Source organism: Bacillus cereus, assembly GCF_007678085.1.
Taxonomy (GTDB): Bacteria; Bacillota; Bacilli; order Bacillales; family Bacillaceae_G; genus Bacillus_A; species Bacillus_A cereus_BE.
Genome location: NZ_VEDW01000003.1, coordinates 487,250 through 509,137, shown reverse-complemented (window position 1 = coordinate 509,137; position 21,888 = coordinate 487,250). Strand labels below are relative to the sequence as shown.

Here is a 21,888-nt window from a genome sequence, read left to right as displayed (position 1 = left end):
CCCACTGATTATCAGCCTTCACCAATCGGACGTTTACGGACAGCCCGATTCCCACCTAACTTCTTTGCTCCAACTGAATTTTGAGGTGGGAGTTTTACTGTCCGTTAACGCGGGATATAGTTAACTTTCAAAGTAATATACTAGGAGCATCGATTTCATTATATTTTAAACGTTTGAACAAGACATTCTTCATCATCGATTAACTGTTTTTTCTCATCAAATTCGATGCTTAGCTCCCTATATACTTTCTTCCAAAAAGAAACTGCTGGTACATTTTTCACAAGTTCGATAACAAAATACTGCCCTCGTTTCTCTTTTAATAAATTCTCAATAACTCTTTTACCGATTCCTTTTCCCTTATACTGATTCAATATGAAAATGTCATTTATGCCAAAGTCATTTTCTTTTTTCAAGTATGGACGTTCCAGTAGTAATAAAAATCCTACAATACTATTTTCAGCTTTTATAAAATACGGAGTGATTCCGTCATTTTCCCAAAACATGTGTAAATCTTTGCATTCAAAAAAGCCATTTTCTTCAATCGTTATATTAGGAGTAAATGTAGAGAGGTCATGAAGATATAGTGCATACAAATTACGTAATATTTCTTTTTCTGATTCTTGAACTGTTTGAAGTGTTACAAACATTTTTTATGATCCCCTTCCCTATATGTAACTGTTTCTCCCTCTTTATTATTCGCTAAAAAAGTTTACCTACCTTTGCAAAAAAAATAGCACTTTAAAAGTGCTATTCCGCTCTCCTTGCCGCTTGCTGAATTGGATCCCAAACGCTGTTATATGGTGGTGCGTAACTTAAGTCGACATCTTCTAAATCATGAATGCTCATTTTATTGAAAAGTGCCATTGCGATTACGTCAATTCGCTTATCTACACCTTCTTCTCCAATTATTTGTCCGCCTAATAATTGTTTCGTGTCAGAGCGATATAGTAATTTCAAATAAAGTGGTTTCGCATTTGGATAATAGCCCGCCATATTTGTAGAATCTACTTTGACTGTTTTATACGGAATATGTAGTCCTTTTGCCTCTTTTTCATTTAAGCCTGTTCTTGCAAGCGTCAAATCCATAAATTTAATAATACCTGTACCTAACGTACCTTTAAAGGCTCTTCGTTTATCAAGCATATTCAGTCCTGCAAGTCGGCCTTGTTTATTGGCAGTCGTTCCGAGCGGGATATGATCATGAATCTCCTTTATAACGTGGTAATGTGTTGCGCAATCACCAGCTGCATATACGTCCTGCACATTCGTTTGCATGTATGCATTTACTTCAATTGCCCCTTTATGATTTGTACGTATATTTGTTCCTTCAAGAAAATCAGTATTTGGCTTTACTCCAACCGACACTAAAACAAGATCCGCTTTATACGTTCCTTTATCCGTTTCAATTTGTTCTACTCTTTCATTTCCTTTAAATGCTTTTACATTTTCATTCGTTAAAATTTCAATATTATGTTTACCTGCTTCTTTATGTATATATGCAGCCATATCTGCATCATAAATTGTACCGATATGATTATTTCGCTCAATCATTCTTACTTTTTTACCAAGTTCGACGAATGTTTCTGCCATCTCCAGTCCAATCGCACCGCCGCCGATAATAGTTACATCCTCAACTTTATTCGTTTCTAACGTTTTTAATATGCGCTCAGCATCCGGAATTGTTTTTAAAAGATGAACGCCTTGCAAATCTCGACCTTCCCATTCTGGCATAAAAGGACGCACTCCAGTCGCAATTAATAAACGATCGTACGGAAATTCAAAAACTTCTTTCGTCTTCGTATGCTCTGCATACACCGTTTTCTTTTCCGTATCTACTTTCGTTACTTCATGTCGTACTTTCGCATCAATTCCATATTTATCACGAAACGTCTTTACATTACGCGCGATTAATTTTTCCGTTGAAGCGATAGCACCACTAATGACATACGGCAATCCACACTGCGCGTACGAATAAATTTCACCTTTTTCTAACGTTACAACATTTGCATTTTCATCGTTTCTAACAATTTGCATAGCTGCACTCATACCAGCTGCATCTCCGCCAATAATGACATAGTTCACTTTACCACTCCTTATTTTTTACATACTCTTTACGTTTTCCATATTTTATAGAAATAACACCTACTTTCTATTGTAAAGAAAGAGAATTTCATGTTCAAATTTGGTGCACAAACCTATGCCTGAATAGGTAATCGTCGTGTCTTAAAAACAACATGTTTAATATGCTATAACAGTTACTATTGAAAGTAGGTGAAACATACATGTGCGCCAGCCTTCTCGCCCAGCTTCCAGATGAACCGCAAGAACCAAAAGAACCGAAACCCGCCCTCTCACTTGACCAAGAATTTTCCATTAATGCAACAATATACAGCGCTCGTGCTTGGTTATCTAACGATGATACTTTTGCGCAAGATATTTGGAAAGCTACCCAATTCGCTTCAGCATCACATGCTGGCAAATCCATCTTTCCAGTCGGTTCCGTTAAAATTTTGAACTTTTCTGACGATACAATAACTGTTACTGCTTCGCCAGATTCAGATCATGCGCTCAAAATAGTCGTGCCACCCCATTCCGAGGCAGCTCTAACATCTGGTCCTTTATCCCATATACAAGCTAGTACATCAGGAGGATCAAGTAAAGTCACATTTCTCTTTCACATCTTTTTCTCAAGGGATCCTGGTTCAGATAAATAACCATAAAAAAGGTACAGTTATACACTGTACCTTTTTCACGTGTTTATTCTCTTGATTTGATTAGTTCAACATTATAAGATTCAATCTTCAAACTGAGTCCCACACTTACTTTGTACATACATTCATCCACCTTTTCTTTAGAGGCCAGTGAATCCCTGTGTAAAGGCTCGAATTATCGTGATCATGTAAGACCACAGTACAATGAATGTTGCAATTCCGATTAAAATATTTGCGATAAGAAGTGTGTAAACGGGATCTAATCCGCCGTTATCTAATTTTACTGTAGCTACAATTATACTAATTCCCATATACGTTATAGCCAGCCCTAATAAGATTGGTAAGAAAAAGATTAATAAAAAACTAAAAAGAAAAGAAAGCACCAATATAGCAATAGCTGGCGTCGCTATCGTTCCCCATATACCGAATACTTCAAGAAACGAAAAAGATGATTTCATCATCTTACCACTTACAAAAACAACAAATCCTACAAATAAAGTTAAAATTAGTAAAAATAAAAAGACCTTTATAGACTCTCCAAAGAAAGAAGCCGTAGATAAATCTGGCACTAATGTTCTCGTAAGCGCTGCCCCAGCGCTCATTATTCTATAAAAAATACATGCTCCTAAAAAACAAATAAGAACAAGACTTGTAATTCCATTTCGCACTTCCATATTTCCACTTTTCATAATGGCCGATGGTGATGTAAAAGCATTTTTAAAGAACTGAAAATAGCCACTCGCAAACCGCTTCGCTTGCTCTACCTTTTCATTCGGTCGAGTTTCCTTTGCTGGTGCTACGCGTGCTTGTTGCTCACCTTCTTCCTGTGCACCACTCGCTACTACTTCCTCGGTCAACGAATGTCCACAATTTCCGCAAAACTTTGCCTCTGCAGCATTTTCCGTATGACACGCCGGACATTTCATTCTTTCATTCCCTCCTTAAGCAGATACCATATGGGGTGTTACAAATTCAATATATGAATTTGTACATAAAACATGACTACAAGAAAAAGATTATGAAATCCTTCTTTCAAATGAAAATATATGTGCTAGCAATCTTGAAAAATAATGCTATTATGAAACAGAACAAATAACATTTTTAACAGATTGGATGACTGGCAATGGAATTGGTAAACTCAATTTTTCAAATACTCCTTACAAGCGTAATCCAATTATTTTCCTTAATTGGCGTTATCATTGTAATTGGATTTCTATTAGGCTATTTAGAATCTCTCACACGCATGTATTGGTCGAGAGCTTTCGGAAGAAAAGGATTCCTTTTAACGGCTTGGATTGGCGTTCCTATTCATGAACTTGGACATGCCATTATGTGTGTACTATTTCGTCATAAAATCGTAGCAACGCAGTTTTTCCCAACAGATACAAGTCAAGGTGCTTTAGGCTACGTACAACATCAATACAATCAAAAAAGTGTATATCAACGAATTGGGAACTTCTTCATTGGAATCGGTCCTATTATTTCCGGTATTACTGCATTAATCCTTTTAATGCGCTATTTCGTACCCGACTCATATTTCTTATTTAATACAACTCTCGAAAAAACAATCGCTTCTACTTCTATTAATGTAGAAATGGTTCAGAATATGCTCTTGTCGACGTTCGTATTATTGAAAAGCTTATTTACAATAAGTAATGTATTGAATCCTTCCTTTTGGTTATTTTTATTTATCGCCATTTGTATTTCTGCACATATTGCTTTAAGTAAACCAGATATTAAAGGATCAATAGACGGTGTGATCGTCATGTTTATCGTGTTATTTTTATTCAACATAATCGCAGGACTATTTCAGTACGACAGTAACCAACTCATTGGCAAAGTGATGAAATATAATATGTACCTCATTGCATTTTCTAGTGTCGCGCTGCTGTTCTCTTGTCTTTCTACACTTGTTAGTTTTGGGTTTTATAAAATAAGAGGAGGGCGTTCGTTTTGAACGCCCTCCTCTATTTTTAGATGACTATTTATCCGATTTAATAAGTTATTGAATCGGAATAGATGGCCCAATCACTTCGTTTTCTTTCCCCGAATACGGTACAAGTGAATATTTTCCTACCGATACATTAATTCCATCGAATCTACTAAAAGAAATGTCTCCTTCTTTATTCGATGCAAATGCCTCTTTAAATATATATGTTTTTCCAGATTCTGATTCAATTTTAAAATAAATATCTTCATTTGTACTTTGTGTTACATCATAATAAACTGTTGTAGAAATCGGCGTTGAAACTACTTTTTTAACATTTACTTTATTGCCATCAGATAAAACAATTGTTTCATTTAAATCAAACGTCTGCTTCTCTTTCATCAACTGAGCTTGCGATACTTCAATATCAAATATCCATGGTTGCTCAATTACAGTATCCCTGTTGAATGTATTATAAGTAATTTCGATTTGAAGTTCGTCAGTTTGTGGCATTTCACTTAACTCGACACCACCGTAGATTTTATACATAGAATCATTTACTTCAATTGATTGTGCATCCTTTATACTAGAAAAATCACGGCCATTTATTCGTACCTGTGGGATTAAATATGTTTGATAATCAAATTCCACACCCTTCGCTGGCTCAAATGTTGAACTGATGAGTAGTTTATTATCATCAACTATTACCTCGTTTAAAGTCAGTTTACCGTATTTATTTTCAGCAGTTTTTCCAATAGCTGTTTTATAGGGAGCATAGTCACGCGGTTGCTGTTCATCAAGATATTTTTCAATCAATCCAGCAATAAATGGAGTATTTGCTAAAGAAGATTGTCCAAGTGGGGCTGTAATACTGACCATTAACATGCAAGCTGCTGCAACTCCGAACCATTTCTTTGACTGTTTGTTTTTCCGGAGCTTATTTTTCACACGTTTTTCCCAATGTTTTTCCTCTAATTTGGTTAAAGGAATCTCTTCAAACTCTGTGATGTCCAGCTGAATATCATTTAACTCTTTATAAATAGACATGCCCTCACACTCCATTTTTAAAAATAAAAATCTGTTTGAGCTTTTTTCTTCCACGTGACAGTTTGTTATGAACCCATGACTCTTTCACATTAAGGTGGGATGCAATTTCACGAGACGGTACACCTTCTAGATAATACTTTTCAAAAATGTTCCGCTCCGTTGCTGACAGTTTACTGAGCAATTCTTGTACGTCTAAGAAATCGTTTTGTCTTCTTTGTTCTTGATACAGACGATCATTAATCTCCGTACAAACAGTTTGTTTCCAATTTCTCGCATTTTTCCGCTGATAATCAATTGCTCGATATTTAGCAATTGCTGCTATCCATTGTTTAAAGGTATTTTTACTTGGATCGAATGAGTCGATATGAAACCAGATAGCTAGTAATACATCATCTAAACATTCTTCATAATCTTGCTGATTACTCTGTACATATCTTTTAATGATAGCGCTGAGTAAACTGCCGTATGTTTGAATAATAAACGTAATGCTTTTCTCATTACGTTTTTTTATTTGTTGCACAACATTTTCTTCCGTTATCTTCAAAGCTAGACCTCCTTGTACTGCTAATTGATACCTACTTTCTAATACGAATAAAAATCAATAACTCTATCACCATTTTTAATATTGCATACATAATCCCACCACTATATACCATTTATCTTGTTTACAATGAGAAGAGCTAGTTCATTACGAACTAGCTCTTCTCATCACGTATTGTTCTTATAATCACAATGCTCAACCGGAACACGAGCATGTCCTTCTTCATCGGTACACCATGACTGTGATTGGAAGGCAAGAAAGATACCAATCCACTCTTCTTCCTTTTCGAAGTGAATGAGTATGCCTCCGTCTTGCCATATACCATTATCACCTTTCCATTTCTCTACATTTCCTTGATTCATGTGAATATCGTGTATACCGTTTCCTGGTTCAAAATGAAAATAAGAATCGGGTGTATTTTCTTCTGGTCCCCATCTTTCACCAAACGCGTAAATAATCGCTTTGTCTTCTATTGCTCGTTTTATATAACGTTCTATTTTTTCATTTAAATCATTATCTACTCCTGCTTTTTCAGCAGGTAAAGGAATCATTTGCTTCGAATCAAATACATTACCTCTTACATAGTCTAACGCTACTTTCGGTTCATTGTTTTTTATTTCTGTAAAACCGAATGGTAATGTCGGTAAAATACGAATTGCTTCTGACCGGATATCATTACTCGCAAAATATAAAACTTCTGACGGATAACTTTGCGATTTCACGTTAATTGCAATACGATAATCTACTTCTGCTTCGCCTTGTAAATGAACTTGATAATGAGGTGTTTTCCCTTTTCCAATCTTTGATTGTATAACTGTCCCTTTTAACACGCCGTAGTTTTTTAGGGGCATACATTTCATCTCCTATTCATTTAGTAGAAGCTTTACATATTTAAAACATTATCCAATCATAAAAAAAATCCTCCCATGTTAGGAGGATTTTTAATTTCTCAACATATACCAAACAATCACCTCTACTACTACGAGCAACACCGCACCAAAGATCATTAGCGTCGTCTTCTTTAATAGTTCATTTTCACGATACGGGATGTTACATAAATACGCACCTAATGTAATACGTGATGGGCAAGCAATTGTCGCTACTGATGACGCGGTGTTTTGAAGCGTTGTGACGTATTGCCACGGAAGTGCTACGTTTTGCGCAGTTTGCATTTGTAGTTTTATAAACATCGCATTTGAGCCTGCATTACTACCTGTTAAGAATCCACCGATTCCTCCGATAAACGGAGCAACGAAAACGAAAAACGTTCCAAATGTTTCACCTGCTGTTTTTGCCAATAATGCATGCATACCAGATGCACCCATTAGTTCTGAAATGGCGATAAACATTGTTGTCGTAATCGCAAAAGGAATCCATTGTTTTATCGTTTGCAAGATTGATTGTTTAATAATATGAGATGGAATACGGAAGAAAATAATAGTAAATAAGCAAGTCATACCGAGCCAAAATCCTGGTGAATATAGCATTTCTAACTTGTAAGAGTATGATTTTAAATCAAGGACTGCATATGATCTGAACAAATCATGTAATGCTGGTACGAGGCGAGAAAGCAATATACAAACAGTTAAGAATATATAAGGGCTAATAATTTTTATAATAGATGCTTCTCTTTCCGTTGCCGCAGCATGTTCTGTTATTAGATTTTGTTCATTTTTCCCTTTTACTTTAATGATAAGAAAGCCAAATGTAATTGTAACGATGGAACTTAATATACCTGCGAGTTCAACACTTACGTATGCGTTAGAAAGATAGATTCCGAGAGAAAATAATAGAAAGAAGCCGAATCCTTCCTTCCACTTTTCAATCACAGCCTGCCAGCCACCAACAACGTGTAAAGAAAGAATGACGAAATAAGCAAACATCGGAATGCTTAGTAGTGCCGTATTTGTGCCAAGTGTTGTAAGCGGCATATTTATAAGCTGCGAACCGATAATCGTACCAGTTGCCATTGCGCCCCATGAACTAGCTAGTAAACCAATAAACGAAAGTAGTACAGCTTGAAACGGTTTATAGCCTAATGATAGAAAGATAGGTGCTGCAACCATGAAACCAATTCCGAATCCACTTACTGATTCAATTAGTGGGCAAATACCAAAACACATAAGAAGCATTTGTAATAAACGATCATGCGTAACCTCTTCTAGAAAACGTGCTACTTGGTCGATGTACCCCATTTTGTTCATGAGGTGAAATAAAAAAATACCGAAAAACAACACGTACCCAACGATAAAACAAATTAACCATCCTTTAATCGTTGCGTGCACAGTTTCACTTATCCCTAATTGAAACGTTGGCGAGAGTAAAACGATTCCAACACATACCGCATAAGAAATTAACGAGGATCTTAATGACGTTTGTTTAAATAAAAATAAACAAATGAAAATCATCATAATTGGGATAAGTGCCAACAATATGGCCATGTTATCATCTCATTTCGTTTAAAATACAATTTTTAACTATTATATAACAGATGTAATATTTTTCAATTGTTTTTACAACAGATTAAAAAAAGAAGCCAAACGGCTCCTTTTCACTCCCATTTTCTATTATCCTGAAAAACATTCTGCTGTCCGACTATTTTATCTAACACAACAAACACAATATAAGCACATATGACTTGCAATACAACATTTCCAAATTTCATTAACTCAAATGAATGGATCCAGCGAAATAATTCGTTTAATAATACAATCGAAACGATACTAAATAGTTCTATACTAATCGAAAATATACATATTTCTAAAATAGATTGCTCTTGAATGCGATTTAAGTTGGAAAAGATGAATACATATCCTAAAAATAGAGCCATCAACTCTATTGTCGTCATGCTAATGAGCCAAGCGTATAGTGGTACAGTTAAAAGAAGATATAGTAGTTTCCGTCTTAGCATGCCTTCTCACCCTCTAAGTTATATGTATTTTCTGTATATTTTAACATTTATTACGTAAAACAAAAAGAAGAGACTTATGCCTCTTCTTTTTGTTTTGTTGCCTGTATTAATTCACATATTTCTTCTCGCTTTTCATTTTCTAACAGCTCAATAACTTTACTTCCAACGACTACTCCATCACATATTGTAATCATTTCTTCTACATGTTCCTTTGTTGAAATACCGAACCCTGCCACTACCGGTAAATGCGTATGTGATTTTACTTGTTCTAAGTAACTATGAATCTCACCTTTAAAGTTTTGACGTACTCCCGTTACGCCCGCTACTGTAACGGCGTAGACGAATCCTTCTGATTCACTCGTAATTTTTTCAATTCGCTCAATTGGGCTCGTTACGGTAACGAGTGGAATTAGCGCAATGTTGGCCTCTCGAAGTAACAGTGCAATAATGTCTTGTTCTTCATACGGTAAATCTGGAACGATGATGCCGTCTACCCCTGCTTCTATACAGTTTTCGATAAATCGTTCTTTTCCGAATGCGAGTACTGGATTTAAATATGTCATGAGTACAAACGGAATTTGCACTTCTTTCCTTACCTCTATTAATGCTTGAAAAATGCCTTTTACTGTTACACCGCTATCTAGTGCTCGTTTCCCTGCTCTTTGAATCGTTGGACCGTCTGCGACTGGATCTGAAAACGGGATGCCAATTTCAACGATGCTTGCTCCTGCTTCGTCTAAAAAACGAATTCTTTCTTTTAATTTTTCAAGGCCACCATCTCCGCCCATTACGTACGGAATAAATGCTTTCTTACCATTTTCAAACGCTGCTTTAATTTTTTCTACTCCCATTTTTTACACCTCTTCCATATAACGTTTTATACTCTCTACATCTTTATCACCGCGGCCAGATAAACAAATGACAAGCCCTTCGTCTTTCTTCATTTGCGGCGCTAATTTTAAAGCGTATGCGACAGCATGTGAGCTTTCTAATGCCGGAATAATCCCTTCTTTTTTCGTTAATAATTGAAATGCTTCTAACGCTTCTTCATCTGTAATGGAGTGGTAAGAAACACGACCGATATCTTTTAGCAAGCTATGTTCTGGCCCAACACCTGGATAATCTAGCCCTGCTGAAATAGAATGAGCTTCTTGAATTTGTCCTTCTTCATCTTGTAGAAGATACATCATCGATCCGTGTAAAACACCAACGCTTCCTTTCGTTAAAGTCGCTGCGTGCTTTTCTGTATGAACGCCTTTTCCAGCTGCTTCTACACCGTAAAGAGCGACTTCTTCATCGTGTACGAACGGATAAAACATACCCATCGCATTACTACCACCGCCAATACAAGCAACGACTGCTTCTGGTAGTTTCCCTTCTAACGCCTCATATTGTTTTTTCGTTTCTTTCCCAATTACACTTTGGAAATCACGGACAATTTGCGGGAAAGGATGCGGTCCAAGAACTGATCCCATAATGTAGTGCGTATCATGTACGTGTGAAACCCAGTAACGAAGCGCCTCGTTCACCGCATCTTTTAATGTGCCGCTACCTGCCGCTACACTTTCTACTTTCGCTCCGAGTAATTCCATTCGGAACACATTTAATTTTTGACGTCTCACATCTTCTTCTCCCATAAAGATGACGCATTCTAATCCGAGTAGGGCACATACAGTAGCGGTTGCCACTCCGTGTTGTCCTGCCCCTGTTTCAGCGACAACTTTTTTCTTGCCCATTCGTACCGCAAGAAGTGCCTGACCGATTGTATTGTTAATTTTATGAGCTCCTGTATGGTTCAAATCTTCACGTTTTAAATAAATCTTTGCACCGTCGCAATACTTCGTCATATTTTCAGCGAAATAAAGCGGTGTTTCTCTTCCGACGTACGTTTTTAAATAATGATTTAATTCCTTTTGAAACACTTCATCTTGCATTGCTTCTTTATATGCTTCTTCTAGCTCTAATACAGATTGCATTAACGTTTCTGGAACGTAGCGTCCTCCGTATATACCGTAATGACCTTTTTCATCTGGATATGTGTAATTCATTTGGAACACTCCTTCGCTTTTATAATAAATTGTTTTATTTTCTCTACATCTTTCTTTCCATCTGTCTCCACTCCGCTACTTACATCGACCATGTAAGGCTGAATCGTTCGAATTGCTTCTTCTATATTAAGAGCGTTTAATCCACCAGCTAATATCGTTTTCTCTCGCAATTTTTTTGGCATATGCGTGAGTAACTCCCATGAAAATGTCTTTCCATTTCCTCCGTGAAACTTTCCTTTCGGGCTATCAAACAATATATAATCCGTTTCATATGCTTGAGCATTTTTCAAATCACTCTCTGAAGTTACTCCTAGCGATTTTATAGACAGAATATTCAATCTTCTAATTTGATGATTGTCTTCATCCCCATGTAGTTGCACGTGTGTTAACCCGCATTCATCTGCAATTTTCTGAATACCTTCTACTGATTCATTTACGAAAACACCGACCTTTAACACGTTTGCTGGAAGCTCCTGAATAATTTCTTTCGCTAGCCTTGGAGTGATTTTTCGCTTACTTTCTGCAAAAACAAATCCGAGTGCATCTGCTCCGTATTCGCAAGCACGTTTTGCCGTTTCAACATCAGTGATGCCGCAAATTTTCACTTTCATATGTTCACCTTACAGTCTTCGAAAAAGGTACTTATAGAAGATGATGTCATAAGTGCTTCTCCAACTAATACACCTTTTGCTCCGGCTCGTTTGACGCGAATAATATCTTCTTTTGAATGAATCCCGCTCTCACTAATCCAAAGTAATCTCTCCTCATTTAATCGTTTCCCGAGCTTTTCCGTTTGGCTTAAATCCACTTCAAACGTTTTTAAATTACGGTTGTTAATACCGATAACGTGCGGATTTAATTGGATCGCAATTTCTAATTCCTGTTCATCATGAACTTCAACAATTGCTTCTAATCCTTTTTCTAGTACGTAGTTATACAGCTCTTGTAACTTCTCTTTCGTTAACGCGGCTACAATTAATAAAATAATATCTGCCCCAGCTTCATACGCCCTATCAATTTGAATCTTATCGATTATGAAATCTTTGCATAAAAGCGGAATGTTACTTTCTTCTCTTGCCGTTTGTAAATCATGAAACGATCCTTTAAAAAATTGACCTTCTGTTAAAACAGAAACTGCTCCTGCGCCGCATTCTTCATATGTTTTTACTTGTTTTCGTACATCAACGTGTAAATTGATATCTCCTTTTGATGGTGATGCTCGCTTTACTTCTGCAATGACAATAAACTGCTGTAACGCTTCTACAAGAGAATGTGTCTTTCTACTTTCTTTTAATGGTGTATACGTTTCATATAAGGCCGCAACTTCTTTTTTCTTTTGGTCTACAATTTTGTCTAAAATCGTCTCCACTTTAATTCACCCTTTCTAATTTCTCATTACTTGCTGCAATTAATAAGTTTAGTTTGGCTAATGCTTTTCCAGAGTCAATGCTATGCGCTGCGAGTGTAATTGCTTCTTCAATCGTTTCTGCTTTTCCATTTGCGAAAAGAGCTAGACCTGCATTTAATAAAACAGTATCGCGGTAGACACTCTTTTCTCCGCTTAATACTCCGAGCGTAATCTTTGCATTTTCTTTCGAATCTCCACCCCTAATCTCTTCGTTTTTCACTATTTGGAAACCGTATTTCTTAGGTTCAATACTCGTTTCTACTATTTCATTATCTTTTAAAATGACAACGTGATTTTCTCCTTGCAATGACGCTTCATCTAAAAAACCACTTCCGTTTACGACAAGCGCTTGCTTTCTGCCTAGTTTCTGTAATACTTGCGCAACTGGTAATAACATATCTCGTTTATAAATGCCGACAAATTGTGTTTCTAAATTCACCGGATTTGTTAAAGGTCCAATTAAATTAAAGATCGTCGGCACATTTAATTCTTTTCTTATTTTCATAATGCGCCTTAATGCTGGATGCATTGCTGGTGCGAATAAAAATGCGATTCCGACATGCTCTAATAAATAATCAATTTCGTTTGGTGTACTGCTAATATTTACACCGAGTTCTTCTAATAAATCTGCACTTCCTGTTTTACTAGAAACAGCACGGTTACCGTGTTTTGCAACCTTTACGCCTGCTCCTGCCAGTACGAATGCTGAAGTTGTACTAATGTTAAACGTTTGGGCACCGTCACCACCTGTCCCGCAATTGTCCATTGCTCCTTGTATATGGTTCGAAAACGGTAATGCCTTTTCACGAAGAGCTCGAACGAGGCCGTATATTTCTTCTGCCGTTTCACCTTTCGCTTTCAGTAAAACTAAGAATGCTGCAATTTCACTTTCCAATATGTTTTCATTTAATAAAATAAGCCCTGCTCTATACATTTCCTCTTCTGTTAAATGTTGTCCCTCCACTAATTTACGAAGATAGTGATTCATACTCTTTCCTCCTCTTTCACTTCGCCTAAAAAGGCACGTATCAACTTTCCGCCTTCTTCTGTTGCGATTGATTCCGGATGAAACTGTAATCCGAATAGCGGATAATAATTGTGACGAACTGCCATAATTTCTCCATCGTCCATCGCTGTCGCTAGTATGTCAAAACACTGTGGCAAACTCGTTTGCGCTGCTACCAGTGAATGGTATCGCATCGCTGTTAACGGCTGGGTAACGTATGAAAAAATTGACGTTCCGTTATGTTTCACGCGTGATGTTTTTCCGTGTTTAATGCGCTCTGCTCTTACAATGTCTCCTCCAAATGCTGATATAATCGCCTGATGGCCAAGGCAAATACCTAATATGGGAATGTTCTTATAAAAATAACGAATCATTTCGATACAAATACCAGCATCCTCTGGTTTTCCTGGTCCTGGTGAAAGCACAATTCCTGTTGGATTCATCCCTTCTAACTGTTCTATCGTTATTTGATCATTCCTTACGACTACAATATCTTCTTCATATTCACCTAACAATTGATACAAGTTATATGTGAATGAATCATAATTATCAATCAGTACAATCATTTCATTACCTCCAATAGTGCTCTCGCTTTATTTAACGTTTCTTCATATTCAGCTACTGGGTCTGAATCATAAACAATTCCCGCTCCTGCCTGAACGTATGCTTTTTCATCCTTTACAACCATCGTTCGAATCGCAAGCGCCATATCAAGATTCCCTGAAAAACTAACGTATCCAACTGCACCTGCGTATACATTTCTTTTTTCATTCTCTAGCCCATTTATAATTTCCATCGCTCTAATTTTCGGAGCGCCTGACACTGTTCCTGCTGGTAGACAATATGCTAATGCATCAAATCCACTCATTTGTTTTCGCAATGTTCCGTAAACTTCAGATACAATGTGCATAACGTGAGAGTATTTTTCTACTTTCATATATTTATCTATCGTAACTGAGCCAATTTCACTCACTCTACCTATATCATTTCTTCCAAGATCCACAAGCATCATATGCTCCGCTCGTTCTTTCTCATCTTCTAACAGTTCTTTTTCGATTTCCATATCTTCCTGCTTCGTTTTCCCTCTCGGCCTTGTACCGGCAATTGGATTCGTCATCACTTTATCCTCTCTTACCGTTAACAAACTTTCCGGCGAAGAACCGAGTACAACATAATCTTGAAAATCGATATAGAACATATATGGTGATGGATTTGCAAGTCGAAGTTTTCGGTATAAAGCGAAAGGATCACCAATACATTCACTTTGCAAACGCTGAGATAATACGACTTGGAATATGTCCCCGGCTCGAATGTATTCTTTCGCCGTTTCTACCATCGCGCAAAATTCTTTTTCCGTTATAGAAGAAGTAAATGATAATGTTGATCTTATTTGAGTTACTTCCGCTTCTTCCCCCTGTAGCACTTCCTCTTTGTATGCTTGCAATCTTTCGTATACTTCTTCATAAGAAGCTGTATCGTCTTCCCTGCATACATATACAAACGACAATTTTTGGCGTAAGTGGTCATACACGATAAACTCACGGTACAGTAAAAGATGTACTTCTGGAATATTTAACGGATCGTGTAAATCTACGCCAATGTTTTCATACTGCCGAATGACGTCATAGCCAATATAACCAACTGCTCCTCCGCAAAATGGGAATGGACTGTCTACTTGAGCTGACCGGGTTTCTTCCTCTAACACTTGTAGTACGTTACCTTGCAACTTTTCTGTTTGGCCATAAATCGTTCGTTCCACTTCCGTACCAATGCTTTTCACTTCGCCATACGGATTACATCCTAAGTAAGAATAGCGTCCTTTATCTTGATGAAGCTGCGAACTTTCTAATAAAAACTTTTTCTTTCCTTTCATACGTCTATATAAAGAAATTGGCGTAATGCTATCTCCTTCTTCTTCAGCGATTACTAAAAATGCTCTTCCCTCTTCTTTTTGCTTCATAAATTCCTCTTTTGTTATCATGCCTTTCACCTCAATCTGAAAAATAAAAAAGTCCTCTACATATCGAAAATATGTAGAGGACGATAAATTTACCGTGGTACCACCTCATGTTGGACGCAAAAGCATCCCACTTTGTTCAGGTACAAAATATATACCTTATCCTTGTAACGGCGGAACCCGGGTTGCCTACTGAAAATAATTGTTCAGCATACCTCTCGTAAGCCCATTCCGTATATGGCACCGCACCGGGCTCCCACCTATCCCCGGCTCTCTGTAACGTCTCCAATATACGTACTCTTCTTACTTCAACGATTTCATTTATTTAATTTTTTGTACACAAAAAGGGAGTACTCATCCTATAGAAAGGACGGGTACTCCCGTGGTGCCACCTTAATTCGTTACAAATGTAACGCACTTTACCGTATCAAAAACAATACGTGTCTCTTATATCGATGAGATCATGTCGCCAAAGCCTACTTCTTTCGTTTCGGTTTGGAAGCTCCGAAGCCCATTCCACATTAATCCCATACTGATTCGCACCAACCATCAGCTCTCTGACATGTTCATCATGTGTACTCTTCTTCATCAACGCTTGCATTTTTTAAGTTGCACTCATTATAGACTTAACTTTTTTCATAAGTCAATACTTTTTTTAAAAAAATATTTTTCTCTTCTTTCAATATTATATTGACAAAACAACCTCTTTTTATGTAAATATAATAAATACTCTATTAAAAATAAGGTTTTTTGTATGAATATTATATATTAAAAAAGTAAAATAACATCAAAAAACGCTTACATTTCTGAAAATTCATATTTCTATATGGATTTTTCAGAATAATCATGATAGATTATAAATATGCATAACGCATCAAAAGACATGACAAAAGAAAGGGGAACTACATGAGTACGCAGATGTTAATTTTAACTTCTATCTCTATTTACATGCTCGGGATGCTAATTATCGGCTATTTCGCTTATAAACAAACATCCAACTTAACAGATTATATGCTTGGCGGGCGTACACTAGGCCCCGCAGTAACAGCATTAAGTGCTGGAGCAGCTGATATGAGTGGTTGGCTTTTAATGGGCTTACCCGGTGCAATGTTTAGCGTTGGATTAAGTAGTAGTTGGATTGCGATTGGCCTAACATTAGGCGCATACGCAAACTGGATCTATGTCGCTCCTCGCTTACGTACCTACTCTGAAATTGCAAACAACTCTATTACTATCCCAGAATTTTTGGAACACCGTTTCCACGACAAATCCCATATGCTACGCCTAGTATCTGGACTTGTTATTATGATATTTTTCACGTTTTATGTAGCTTCAGGATTTGTCTCTGGCGCTGTATTATTCGAAAATTCATTTGGACTCAATTACCATGTTGGTCTTCTTATCGTTGGTGGAGTTGTTGTAGCTTACACATTATTTGGTGGATTTTTAGCTGTAAGTTGGACAGACTTCGTGCAAGGAATCATTATGGTAGTCGCTCTTATTCTTGTTCCAGTCGTAACAATTATGCACGTAAATGGACTTGGGCCAGCATTTGAAACAATTAAATCTATTGATCCGGCATTATTAGATATTTTTAAAGGCACTTCTGTATTAGGAATTATTTCATTATTCGCATGGGGCCTTGGTTATGTTGGACAACCACATATTATCGTACGCTTTATGGCGATTTCTTCTGTAAAAGAAATTAAAAGCGCACGACGTATTGGTATGAGCTGGATGATTTTCTCTGTTGCTGGAGCTATGTTTACTGGCCTTATCGGTATTGCGTACTATTCAAAAGCAGGTTTAAAACTTTCTGACCCAGAAACGATTTTCGTTGAACTTGGCACTATTTTATTCCATCCACTTATTACTGGATTTTTATTAGCAGCTATTTTAGCAGCGGTTATGAGTACAATCTCATCTCAGTTACTCGTTACTTCTAGTGCTATAACAGAAGATTTATACCGTACATTCTTTAAACGTTCTGCTTCTGATAAAGAACTTGTATTTGTCGGTCGTATGTCTGTTCTTGCTATCGCTTTAATTGGATGTGCATTAGCACTTAAACAAAATGATACGATTTTAGCTCTTGTTGGATACGCTTGGGCTGGATTTGGTTCTTCATTCGGACCTGCTATTTTATTAAGCTTATATTGGAAACGTATGACGAAGTGGGGCGCACTTGCTGGTATGATTTCTGGTGCCGCTACAGTAATTATTTGGACTCAATTCAAATTCTTAAAAGAATTCTTATATGAAATGATTCCTGGTTTCACTATTAGTTTACTAGTAATCGTAATTGTTAGTTTACTAACACAACCTTCAAAAGAAGTTGAAGAGCAATTTGAGAATTTCGAAAAACAACATAGTCATAATCTATAAAGGGAAAGCTCTGCTGTTATCGTATCAGCAGAGCTTTCTTTATATCAAAGTTCGACAATCTTCTGCTCGAATTTAACAATTTCTTTATGTTTCGTTAAATTAAACATAACACTACTCCTTTATAGTAGTACTATCAGCACTTATACAGAAAGGGGACTCCAACATGTTAGCAGCTTTCCAGCAACAACAAACACGAAAATTTTCACCTATCACAAATACTTCTATGTCTTGTTTAAACATACAACCTAATCCACCTAAAATTTCTATCGCTCCTTCTGTTATTTCAGTCATCGGTGTTCATATGGAAAAAAATAAGTTGAAAGTAAGAACTGGACAAAGCACTGAGTTATCAGCTTCCGTTTTGCCAGTGCAAGCGACGAATACAGAACTTATTTGGACAAATATGAACGCTGATGTTATCACAATGTACCCAAAAGGGGATACGGTAACGATTACTGGAAAAAGTGCGGGAAGAGCAGTCGTAATTGTCACAACTGCTGAAGGAAAGTTCCGTGATTTATGTATGATTCATGTACAACCTTATATGACAAACCCAAAGTAAAAGAGTGGCCTCGTAGCCACTCTTTTACTTCATTTCAATGTGTGAATTTTTACTTGTAACGAGATTGATGAATTGTGCTTTATCTTTAGGAGAAATAATTTCTGTTTGATGCGCGCCGTAAACAATTTCAAGCCGATCAAATGATAAAGCATGAGCCGCAATTGGATTTTTCGTATTTGAAATTTGTTTTATATCTCGTATAAATATGCGCTTTTTAACGAAACCTGATCTAATTGTAATTGTTTCTTCTCCGACGATGTATTTTGTCGAAAACCAACTCCATATAAATAATATTGCTAATGGAATTGTAAAAAATAAAAGAAAATATTCTCTTCCTGCAAATAGGGGAGCAAAACACGCTCCAATGACAACGAAAAAAATCGGATATAACCATACATCTTTTTTTGATGGAAATTCCATTTCCTTTCCCTTTCCACACCCGTATTTATATAAAACAAAAAGAGAAGTATTACAACTTCTCTTTTCTTCCCCTAATACTATAATTCCTGTGTATACGCCGGCTCGTTTACTACATTTTTTGCTGTTCGTTTTTGTTGCTGTAGTAAGAACACAGATACACCAAACAATACGAGCATGCTACCGATAATTTGCATGGCATTTAGTCGTTCACCGAGTAAAAAGAACGCTAATATAGATGCTCCAACTGGTTCTCCTAAAATACTCATTGAAATTGTTGTTGCATTTACGTAGTTTAATAACCAATTATTAATGACGTGTGACACTGTCGGAACAACCGCAAGTAAAAGAAAAACGGTCCAATCCCACTTCGTATAACCTGTAAAAGGCACTTGCAACACTATATTATAAATCCCCATAAAAATACCTGCGAATGCAAAAACTGTAAAGCTGTAAATCCAGTGTGATACTTTCTTTACTGTCGTTTGCCCGATAAATAAATAACCGACAACCGCTATTACACTTAAAAAGGATAATATATCTCCATAAATTGCTTGTTCACTTAGCCCTAAATCTCCCCATCCAATACACATTACGCCTAATATCGCAATTCCCATTGTTGCAATAGCTGAGTATGTTGTTCTTTCTTTAAATAAGAAAAAGCCTCCAACTAAAGATACAATTGGTTGAAGCGCTAAAATAATCGTTGAACTAGCAACTGTCGTATGCTTTAAAGATTCAAACCATAAAAGAAAATGAAGTGCTAAAAAGAAACCAGATCCAATTAAAAATCCCCAATCTTTTATTTGAATCTTACTAAATTCTTCTCGTTTTTTCCAAACGATAGGCAGCATAATAAGTACGATAATCCATAATCGGTACATACTTAATATTGAAGATGGTGCTGAGGACATCTTTACAAAAACTGCTGCAAATGAAATGGCTATAATGGAAATGGCTAATGGTAGTGCGATTGATCTATCTTGTTTCAAATTCCGTCTCCCCTCTCACCTGTCAAAAATCCCACTTCATTATATCCGTTTTCTTTCATAACTTAAATACTAATTTTTTAGATTCTTCGTACCATTATGGTAAAATAGAAACGAAAGCACCTATTAGTGAATATTTCTTTCTTTTTCACTACAAGCGTCGCTCTTACAATCATTACAGTAAATTTTTATTTAGGGGGATCTACATGAATCAAACAATAGGGAGAATTGAAGAAATTTCATTTTATAGTGCATCACTTCAAGAAGATGTCACACTTCTCGTTTACTTACCAGTAAATTACACACCACTGCACAAACATACAGTTGTAATTGCACAAGATGGTAGAGATTATTTTCAGCTCGGTAAAGCGCACCGTGTAATTGAGCGCCTTCGTGAAACTGAAGAAATTGACCGTACAATTATTGTCGGTATTCCATATAAAAATGTACACGATCGTAAAGAAAAATATTTCCCAAATGAAGTGAAAAACGCTGCGTATATTCGTTTCCTTGCTCATGAACTTGCACCATATATCGATGAAAATTATCCAACGTACCAAATGGGAAAAGGTCGTGTGTTAATTGGGGATTCTCTTGGCGGAACAGTTTCCTTCATGACTGCACTTATGTATCCGCATACATTCGGTAAAGTCGTTATGCAATCACCATTTGTGGATGAAACAGTGATGAACTTAGCAAAAGAATTCAAAAATCCGGAGGCGCTAGACCTTTATCACGTCATTGGGACAGAAGAAACAGCTGTAAAACGCACGGATGGACAAGTTTCTGATTTCGTAAAACCAAACCGTGAGCTCAATACGCTTCTGACAGATAGAAATTTCATCACGCATTACGAGGAGTTTGAAGGTAACCATACGTGGAAATATTGGCAAACTGATTTACCAAAAGCTTTCTCTCATATTCTATCAATGAAATAATAGGGAGCAGTATTCAGAATAATTTGATATAATAGATTAAGAGAATTATTTTCTCAAAATCTAACTAGACTTACAAAGGGAGGAATTGGAACATGAAATTAGGCATTGTAATTTTTCCATCTAAAATGATTCAAGATAAAGCGAACGGATTGCGTAAGCGTTATGATCCGCACTACGCATTAGTTCCGCCACATATTACATTGAAAACACCCTTTGAGACGCAAGATGAACAATTAGAATCGATTGTAAATGAGTTACATACAATCGCAAGTAAAACGAACCCTTTCACTCTTCATGTTGGAAAAGTTGGTTCATTCGCACCTGTTAATAATGTTCTTTATTTTAAAGTAGAAAAAACACCTGAACTTACTTTCTTAAATGAAGAAATGCATAGTGAATTCTTTACACAAGAACGCGAATACGCTTTCGTACCTCATTTAACAATCGGACAAGGCTTATCAGATGCAGAGCATGCTGATGTATTAGGTCGATTACGTATGAAAGATTTCTATTATGAACAACCAATTGATCGCTTCCATCTTCTATACCAACTAGAAAATGGAACATGGACTGTACACGAAACATTCCACCTTGGAAAGGGGAACAACTAATTTGCACGCACAAATCGTACAAACGGACGAACAACTAAGAGACGCATTCTCTGTACGTAAGCAAGTATTTGTAAATGAACAACAAGTTTCTGCTGAAGAAGAGTATGATGAGTTTGAAGAAACTTCAACACACGTTGTTATATATGATAATGATGTTCCAGTTGGTGCTGGGCGTTTTCGCATACTGGATGGAATAGGAAAAATGGAACGCATTTGCGTACTAGCTTCCCATCGTAAAAAAGGAATTGGAAAAATTGTTATGGATGCACTTGAAGCGTATGCGAAGGAAAACTCGCTACCCAAATTAAAGCTGCATGCCCAAACACATGCTGAAGATTTCTATAAGAAACTTGGATATGTAACGAATTCTAATGTATTCATGGAAGCAAATATTCCTCACATTGTTATGATAAAAGAATTGTAATTAGAA

At 36.6% G+C, this 21,888-nt stretch carries 24 protein-coding genes and 2 other annotated features; of the genes, 7 read left to right on the top strand and 17 right to left on the bottom strand.

Annotated features, from left to right (window positions below):
* Window positions 1-158: 158 nt before the first annotated feature.
* Both FS742_RS16225 and FS742_RS16220 read right to left on the bottom strand, forming a co-directional pair.
* The gene (locus FS742_RS16225; RefSeq protein ID WP_144613629.1) at window positions 159-647 is read right to left on the bottom strand and encodes a GNAT family N-acetyltransferase; all 489 of its coding nucleotides are present in this window, start codon (window positions 645-647) and stop codon (window positions 159-161) included.
* A gap of 100 nt (window positions 648-747) precedes the next feature.
* A complete protein-coding gene (locus FS742_RS16220; protein ID WP_144613627.1) occupies window positions 748-2,082 on the bottom strand; it encodes an FAD-dependent oxidoreductase in 1,335 nt (444 codons plus the stop codon).
* 200 nt (window positions 2,083-2,282) lie between these two features.
* Between FS742_RS16220 and FS742_RS16215 the strand changes: the two genes are divergently transcribed.
* Window positions 2,283-2,714 (top strand): hypothetical protein, encoded by a 432-nt coding sequence (locus FS742_RS16215; protein WP_098095519.1) that lies wholly within the window; start codon window positions 2,283-2,285, stop codon window positions 2,712-2,714.
* A 137-nt stretch (window positions 2,715-2,851) separates the two neighbouring features.
* Here FS742_RS16215 and FS742_RS16210 read toward each other — a convergent pair whose 3' ends face one another.
* Window positions 2,852-3,637, bottom strand: coding sequence for a zinc-ribbon domain-containing protein (locus tag FS742_RS16210; RefSeq protein WP_144613625.1), 786 nt, complete (start codon window positions 3,635-3,637; stop codon window positions 2,852-2,854).
* 197 nt (window positions 3,638-3,834) lie between these two features.
* On the opposite strand from FS742_RS16210, the gene FS742_RS16205 reads away from it, so the two are divergent.
* Window positions 3,835-4,668: a hypothetical protein gene (locus FS742_RS16205; RefSeq protein WP_144613623.1), complete on the top strand. Its 834-nt coding sequence runs from the start codon at window positions 3,835-3,837 to the stop codon at window positions 4,666-4,668.
* A 45-nt stretch (window positions 4,669-4,713) separates the two neighbouring features.
* On the opposite strand, the gene FS742_RS16200 is transcribed toward FS742_RS16205, so the two are convergent.
* From FS742_RS16200 to trpE, 12 genes are all read right to left on the bottom strand, one after another.
* On the bottom strand, window positions 4,714-5,685 hold the full coding sequence (locus FS742_RS16200; protein WP_144613621.1) for a DUF4179 domain-containing protein: 972 nt from the start codon (window positions 5,683-5,685) through the stop codon (window positions 4,714-4,716).
* Window positions 5,686-5,689: 4 nt separating this feature from the next.
* Entirely contained in the window at window positions 5,690-6,229 is a 540-nt protein-coding gene (locus FS742_RS16195; protein WP_144613619.1) for a sigma-70 family RNA polymerase sigma factor, read from the bottom strand.
* Between the two features lie 164 nt (window positions 6,230-6,393).
* Window positions 6,394-7,077, bottom strand: a complete 684-nt coding sequence (locus FS742_RS16190) for a DUF2278 family protein (protein WP_144613617.1) — start codon at window positions 7,075-7,077, stop codon at window positions 6,394-6,396.
* Between the two features lie 90 nt (window positions 7,078-7,167).
* Entirely contained in the window at window positions 7,168-8,667 is a 1,500-nt protein-coding gene (locus tag FS742_RS16185; protein ID WP_144613615.1) for an L-lactate permease, read from the bottom strand.
* Between the two features lie 110 nt (window positions 8,668-8,777).
* Window positions 8,778-9,137 carry a DUF4029 domain-containing protein gene (locus FS742_RS16180; RefSeq protein ID WP_144613613.1) on the bottom strand — a complete coding sequence of 120 codons (360 nt, stop codon included), beginning with the start codon at window positions 9,135-9,137 and terminating at the stop codon, window positions 8,778-8,780.
* Window positions 9,138-9,211: 74 nt separating this feature from the next.
* Window positions 9,212-9,988, bottom strand: a complete 777-nt coding sequence (trpA, locus tag FS742_RS16175) for a tryptophan synthase subunit alpha (protein WP_144613611.1) — start codon at window positions 9,986-9,988, stop codon at window positions 9,212-9,214.
* A gap of 3 nt (window positions 9,989-9,991) precedes the next feature.
* Window positions 9,992-11,185 (bottom strand): tryptophan synthase subunit beta, encoded by a 1,194-nt coding sequence (gene trpB / locus FS742_RS16170; protein ID WP_144613609.1) that lies wholly within the window; start codon window positions 11,183-11,185, stop codon window positions 9,992-9,994.
* Window positions 11,182-11,796: a phosphoribosylanthranilate isomerase gene (locus FS742_RS16165; protein WP_144613607.1), complete on the bottom strand. Its 615-nt coding sequence runs from the start codon at window positions 11,794-11,796 to the stop codon at window positions 11,182-11,184. Before FS742_RS16165 ends, trpB begins: the two co-directional genes overlap by 4 nt.
* Complete coding sequence (gene trpC, locus FS742_RS16160; protein WP_144613605.1) at window positions 11,793-12,554, bottom strand: indole-3-glycerol phosphate synthase TrpC; 762 nt, start codon at window positions 12,552-12,554, stop codon at window positions 11,793-11,795. Before trpC ends, FS742_RS16165 begins: the two co-directional genes overlap by 4 nt.
* A gap of 1 nt (window position 12,555) precedes the next feature.
* Window positions 12,556-13,581 (bottom strand): anthranilate phosphoribosyltransferase, encoded by a 1,026-nt coding sequence (gene trpD, locus FS742_RS16155; protein ID WP_144613603.1) that lies wholly within the window; start codon window positions 13,579-13,581, stop codon window positions 12,556-12,558.
* Window positions 13,578-14,165: an aminodeoxychorismate/anthranilate synthase component II gene (locus FS742_RS16150; RefSeq protein WP_144613601.1), complete on the bottom strand. Its 588-nt coding sequence runs from the start codon at window positions 14,163-14,165 to the stop codon at window positions 13,578-13,580. The genes trpD and FS742_RS16150 overlap by 4 nt, the downstream gene beginning before the upstream one ends.
* Window positions 14,162-15,580: an anthranilate synthase component I gene (trpE, locus tag FS742_RS16145; RefSeq protein ID WP_144613599.1), complete on the bottom strand. Its 1,419-nt coding sequence runs from the start codon at window positions 15,578-15,580 to the stop codon at window positions 14,162-14,164. The genes FS742_RS16150 and trpE overlap by 4 nt, the downstream gene beginning before the upstream one ends.
* 52 nt (window positions 15,581-15,632) lie before the next feature.
* Window positions 15,633-15,877 (bottom strand) — a binding site (T-box leader).
* A gap of 42 nt (window positions 15,878-15,919) precedes the next feature.
* Window positions 15,920-16,157: a binding site (T-box leader), on the bottom strand.
* 305 nt (window positions 16,158-16,462) lie between these two features.
* Between trpE and putP the strand changes: the two genes are divergently transcribed.
* Together putP and FS742_RS16135 are read left to right on the top strand one after the other, a co-directional pair.
* Window positions 16,463-17,941 carry a sodium/proline symporter PutP gene (gene putP, locus FS742_RS16140; protein WP_144613597.1) on the top strand — a complete coding sequence of 493 codons (1,479 nt, stop codon included), beginning with the start codon at window positions 16,463-16,465 and terminating at the stop codon, window positions 17,939-17,941.
* 163 nt (window positions 17,942-18,104) lie between these two features.
* Window positions 18,105-18,503 carry an Ig-like domain-containing protein gene (locus FS742_RS16135; protein ID WP_144613595.1) on the top strand — a complete coding sequence of 133 codons (399 nt, stop codon included), beginning with the start codon at window positions 18,105-18,107 and terminating at the stop codon, window positions 18,501-18,503.
* A 24-nt stretch (window positions 18,504-18,527) separates the two neighbouring features.
* Here the strand turns inward: FS742_RS16135 and FS742_RS16130 are convergent, their stop codons facing one another.
* Both FS742_RS16130 and FS742_RS16125 read right to left on the bottom strand, forming a co-directional pair.
* Entirely contained in the window at window positions 18,528-18,923 is a 396-nt protein-coding gene (locus FS742_RS16130) for a PH domain-containing protein (protein WP_144613593.1), read from the bottom strand.
* 77 nt (window positions 18,924-19,000) lie between these two features.
* A complete protein-coding gene (locus tag FS742_RS16125) occupies window positions 19,001-19,912 on the bottom strand; it encodes a DMT family transporter (RefSeq protein WP_144613591.1) in 912 nt (303 codons plus the stop codon).
* Window positions 19,913-20,115: 203 nt separating this feature from the next.
* On the opposite strand from FS742_RS16125, the gene FS742_RS16120 reads away from it, so the two are divergent.
* From FS742_RS16120 to FS742_RS16110, 3 genes are all read left to right on the top strand, one after another.
* Complete coding sequence (locus tag FS742_RS16120) at window positions 20,116-20,847, top strand: alpha/beta hydrolase (RefSeq protein WP_144613589.1); 732 nt, start codon at window positions 20,116-20,118, stop codon at window positions 20,845-20,847.
* Window positions 20,848-20,939: 92 nt separating this feature from the next.
* On the top strand, window positions 20,940-21,458 hold the full coding sequence (locus FS742_RS16115) for a YjcG family protein (RefSeq protein ID WP_144613587.1): 519 nt from the start codon (window positions 20,940-20,942) through the stop codon (window positions 21,456-21,458).
* 1 nt (window position 21,459) lies between these two features.
* Window positions 21,460-21,882: a GNAT family N-acetyltransferase gene (locus tag FS742_RS16110; protein WP_073517523.1), complete on the top strand. Its 423-nt coding sequence runs from the start codon at window positions 21,460-21,462 to the stop codon at window positions 21,880-21,882.
* The last annotated feature ends 6 nt before the right edge of the window (window positions 21,883-21,888 follow it).